Here is a 4,793-nt window from a genome sequence, read left to right on the forward strand (position 1 = left end):
CCGGACAGACCGGCGGCTGCTTCACGCCCGCACCGGCTGACCAAGATCAGATCAGAGGCCGACCGAGCCGACCAAGATCGACGGTGGATCGAGGTTCAGTCGAGCAGCCTGGCCGACGCGGTCAACCGTGCCGCGTCCCCGGCCGCTCCCAGTCAGCGCCACCTGGCCGGTTTCTACGCCGAGCGGGCTCGAGCGCCCGGCGCTGGCCAGCGCCTGCTCAGCCACGCCGACAGCGTGGCCGAGGCAATCGCAGGGCCACGGTCTGCTCGGATCACCACCCCCGCGCCGGGTGCAGGCGGCCCTGGCCGCTACTGAGCTGCGAGTGCTCCGCGAATACGTGCCCAGAGCTTCCTGCGGGGCGGCTCGGATCCGGAGCGGCCTCCGGCGTCGCACTGGTGCGTCGTGGTGGCGTGGCTGCCTTGCTCACCTCGTGCTGCCGTGGGCAGCACCGGCAACCTGACCGCCAGACGCGCCGCGCTCTCCTCACTCCGACACTCAGGAGCAGGGGGCTCGATCAGCTTGATGCCGGCGATTGTCAGAATGCTGAGGTCGAGCCGCCACTGATGGGCCGACCGCCTGTTCCACAGTGCGAAAGCCCGGTCGATGTGGGCGTCAGCCTCGCCGGCCGACCAGTTGTTGACCGCCCGAAGGTGGGCCTTGGCCTCGGCGGAGGTGCCGGTGACCTCGGCGAAGCCGAAGTGCGTGGCCCGGTGACAAGACCAACACAGCGCGATAAGGCGCCGCAGCGTCTGGGTGTAGGTGGCCTCGTCGTACTCCCAGCGCTCATGGGCTTCCAGGCGCTGGCGGTCGCGGCCGCGCGGAGCGCCGCAGGCCTCGCAGCGGTTACCGGCCCGCCGGTAGACCATGGACCGGAGCGCGTCCCACTGGCTTGCCTCGACGCAGCTGCGGACGTTGGTGAACCAGCAGGACGAGGGAACGAGGTCGACGAAGAGGCCTTGGCCGAAGCTGCGGTCCTCCCCGGGCAAGAGCTCGGGTATCCGGGGCTCCCAGCGCGCCAGTTTCGGCGGCAGTGCCTCGTGCGGCGCGTACCAGCGACGAACGTCGGGATCCCAGCGCGCGCCGGCCGACTTCGCAGCGTCCTTCTCCGCGTATGGCACATCGAGCCACAAGCGCTCCGGCATCGGTACTCCGTACTACTCCGGGGCGCTGACTATGCAGGCGGGTACTGACATGAACTGAGCTGCCTGCTTGATCTGGTGTCGCGGTGGGCCCGGCGACCCCCGTCACCGCTGCGAACTCACGAGACACCCACGGCGACGGCATGACTCACCACAGTCGGTCAGCCCGTCTGCGTCAGCCTGCACGTTGGGCACCCACTATCGACCTGTCCCGACAGCAGATGCAGTGTTGGCGCGACCGCACGATCATTGCGGCGCATCCTCCCGGGCGGGGTGGCGAGCGGCCTGGCCGCCACCCTCACGCCACGCTGACAGGCGTCGATTCGTCATCTCGGTGCTGCGCGGCTGACATGATCCTGGAACTACCTGGTATCGGCAGGAAGGCTTGTAGCGTGGATCTGATTCCAGGCGTGGGTGCGGGCACGCTGCTCGAGTCCCAGCTCTTGGCCCCGGACCGGGCGCAGCGCATCGGCGCGATCCAGCGTCTGGACTATCACGAGGCGGTGGTGCTCACCCACGACACCTGGAAGTTCGACGCGGGTGGCATCCCGCAGTTCGCGTTCCTGCTGGCGACGGCTCGCGACGTCACCGCCGAGGGCAACGACGATGATGAGGTTCTGCTGCTGCGCGTGGAGGGAACGGCGCCGCTGAGCCTGGAAGCAGACCTGCACGCGGTCCGCGAGGAGGCCTTGCGTGACGCTCTCTCCCGACACCGGGACGCCTCGCCATCGGTCGTGCTTGACGTCGATCTGGATCCGTTCACGAGGAACCGTGCGTCGTTCACCGGACTGCGCTGCCGGATCCTGGGGACGTTCTACGAAGACGACCTGGACGGGACCCGGCGGCTGGAGTTCGGGGCCGACGTCGACAACTTCTACGCCACCGCCACCTACCGGGTGCTGAAGCCGGTCGGGGAGGGCCTGTCGACGATCGCCAGCTACCTGAAGCCTTCGCCGCACCCGGTGGAGCAAGTGCGTATCGGCAGCGTCCGATACTCTGCGACCAGGCGCCGTGCCCTGGCCGCCAAGCAGGCCGACGCCGCGGTCGCGGTGAACATCCACGACTTCATCGGCCACAAGACCGGCCTGCTCGGCATGACCCGCACCGGCAAGTCCAACACCGCCAAGATCATCGTCGCCCGGACGTTCCTGGTGTCGGCTCAGCGCAAGGCAAGTGGGCAGCCGCCGATCGGCCAGCTGATCTTCGATCCGCAGGGCGAGTACGCCAACGACAACACCCAGGACGGCACGGCAATCGCGGCCATCGGCGACCGCCACGTCCGCATCTACCGCTTCGGCGCTGGAGGGGAGCAGGCGCACGTCCGGCCGCTCGGGATCAACTTCTTCGACCCAGCCCAGATCGAGGCCGTGCAGAGCATGATCGCCGAGCAGCTGCGCACGGACGGCAACTCCGGCTACGTCCGGGACTTCGCCGGCACGGAGTTCGGGGACGTCGACGGTGATCGGCGACGCACTGCACACGCGCAGCGCGGCCGGCTGCTGTTGTATGCCGCGCTGCTGCGGGCCGGGTTCACTGCGCCGCAACACAACCCTGGCTCCACCAACCCGTACTCGATTGTGCTGCCGATCAAGTCCGAGCTGCGAGACGCGATCACCAACCAGGCCGGCCAGAGCCCGTTCCGGCTCATTGGCAATTCCGGCATGTGCGCGGTCGCCGGCAACCAGATCCAGACGTTGGTCGACGCGATCCTCGCCCTCCGGGACGCGGGCGCACAACCGGCGGTCGAGTTCTGCGACAACCCCATCTGGCAGGCCACTGAACCGATCTACACCGCCAGCAGCGGCGGTCGACAGGTCCGCGGATGGCGCAACCTCAACGACCTTCGCCCGTACCACAACCCGGACACGGCCGCCGACGTCGCAGATGAGATCTACCGCAACCTGTGCTACGGGCTGATCGTCATCGTCGACCTCCATATCGGAACTCCGGCGGTGATCGCCACCCTGTCCGAGGCCATCACCCGCCGCTTGCTCAAGCACCAAACGACCGCGTTCACCTCCGGGCAGGAGCCGCCTTCTATTCAGGTGATGCTCGAAGAGGCGCACAACCTGTTCTCGACGAAGAAATACGGCGATGACGGGGACGTGTGGGTGAAGCTGGCGAAGGAGGCGGCGAAGCTGCGGATCGGCATGCTCTACGCAACCCAGGAGGTCTCCGGTGTCGCCCACCAGGTGAAGGCCAACACCGCGAACTGGGTCGTCGCGCATCTGAACAATCGCACCGAGCTGAACGAGCTCAGCAAGTTCTACGACTTCGGCTCGTTCGCCGACGCCATTCTGTCCTCCGAGGATCGCGGCTACGTCCGGCTCAAGACTCTGTCGTCGCCGTTCATCGTGCCCGTGCAGATTGAGAAGTACGACGCGAATCTGGTCAATCAGGCACGCGCCGCGGCCGGTGATCCGCCGCTGGCCGCGGGCCACGGCTGACCGACGTGCCGTACGAAACCTTTTCCGGCGGGTACGAACGGGCCTCCCGCCTCGGCCATGCGACGGCCGCGGTCAGGGCCCTAGCCGACAAAGCCGACTTCTACGTGCCCGCGGAACGACTCGGCGACACGACCTGGCTGCGTGACCGGATCCGGCCCCGCAGCGACTTGGCGCGCTCAACATCACCGCTGAAGGCCGCGCTGGCCATCGACGGATCGCACGTCGTGGAATCGGTCCGCGACGGCATGCCCTCAGTCGTCTACGGCTACGCCCAGGCCGCGGCCGCCTTCGTCGACCTCGACGTCATGGAGACCCAACGCGCGCAGCGATTCGTCGACCCAGTCGCGATCGCCGAGGCCGTCAACAGCGCACTGGTATCCCTCGATCTGCCCGTGGCCGGCGCGTACACCCGCCCGGGCATCGACATCGCCACCTCGTGGCGTGAACTCGTCGCCCAGCTGTTCGCCACGAAGAAGGTTCAGGTCAACCGTCTCGACCAGAGCCTGCTCGACCTGCTCATGCTGCTGCACGGAACACCGGGTACCCCCGCGCCGCACGTGCCGGTGCACTGCCCGGCACCCGGATGCGGCACCGAGGACGTTCCTGTGCCCGCCGAGGGCGCGCCCTGCACAGGGTGCGGCCTGGCCCTGCACCCGACCGACACCCTGCGCCTGCAGGAAGCAGTCAGCGAAGAGGGCCGCAACGAGGAGCCGCTGGGGCGGCTCCGGTCGGTCGTCGAGCTGCTTGTCCTGGTGGGGCTTACGACCCTTTTGTGGGAGCAGTCCCGCGGTGACCTGCTGGCCTCCACGCTGTTCCTCGTCGACGGACCACTGGCCATGTACGGCGAGCCGGCGAAGCTACGCGGGCGCGCGGAAACGTACTTCCAGGCCATGGCGGCGACTACTCCCGGTGACGCACCCTACCTCTGCGGTATCGAGAAGAGCGGTGCGATGGTTGACTACGCGCGCCAACTCGCCCGCAACGACGTTCTGGCGCCGGGTGAGCTGCTTGTCTGCGATGCCGCTGTCATAGCCCGGATTGCCAACACCGCCGACCCGGCCAACTACGGCAAGGAAACCTACTGGGGTCGCAAGTTCATCTACCGAGCCCTAGCCCGGATCTTTCGCCCGCCCATCGGTGATCATCGGGATGCGACTCGGTGGGCCGCCGGTGCGTGATTCTGGCATTGGGGTGTGACGGTTCGGCC

At 67.8% G+C, this 4,793-nt stretch carries 4 protein-coding genes; 2 read left to right on the plus strand and 2 right to left on the minus strand.

Going from position 1 to position 4,793, the window contains the following annotated elements:
• Positions 1-51: 51 nt before the first annotated feature.
• The gene (locus E9529_RS21035; RefSeq protein WP_236833214.1) at positions 52-225 is read right to left on the minus strand and encodes a hypothetical protein; all 174 of its coding nucleotides are present in this window, start codon (positions 223-225) and stop codon (positions 52-54) included.
• An 83-nt stretch (positions 226-308) separates the two neighbouring features.
• Positions 309-1,142, minus strand: coding sequence for a DUF5710 domain-containing protein (locus tag E9529_RS21040; protein WP_236833215.1), 834 nt, complete (start codon positions 1,140-1,142; stop codon positions 309-311).
• Positions 1,143-1,531: 389 nt separating this feature from the next.
• On the opposite strand from E9529_RS21040, the gene E9529_RS21045 reads away from it, so the two are divergent.
• Positions 1,532-3,586 (plus strand): helicase HerA domain-containing protein, encoded by a 2,055-nt coding sequence (locus E9529_RS21045; protein ID WP_236833216.1) that lies wholly within the window; start codon positions 1,532-1,534, stop codon positions 3,584-3,586.
• A 5-nt stretch (positions 3,587-3,591) separates the two neighbouring features.
• On the plus strand, positions 3,592-4,764 hold the full coding sequence (locus tag E9529_RS21050; RefSeq protein ID WP_236833217.1) for a hypothetical protein: 1,173 nt from the start codon (positions 3,592-3,594) through the stop codon (positions 4,762-4,764).
• The last annotated feature ends 29 nt before the right edge of the window (positions 4,765-4,793 follow it).

Source organism: Blastococcus sp. KM273128, assembly GCF_021698975.1.
Classification (GTDB): Bacteria; Actinomycetota; Actinomycetes; order Mycobacteriales; family Geodermatophilaceae; genus Blastococcus.

Excerpts from the sequence above, each read along its gene's own strand:
- E9529_RS21040 (WP_236833215.1), bottom strand. The coding sequence starts at position 1,142 with ATGCCGGAGCGCTTGTGGCTCGATGTGCCATACGCGGAGAAGGACGCT.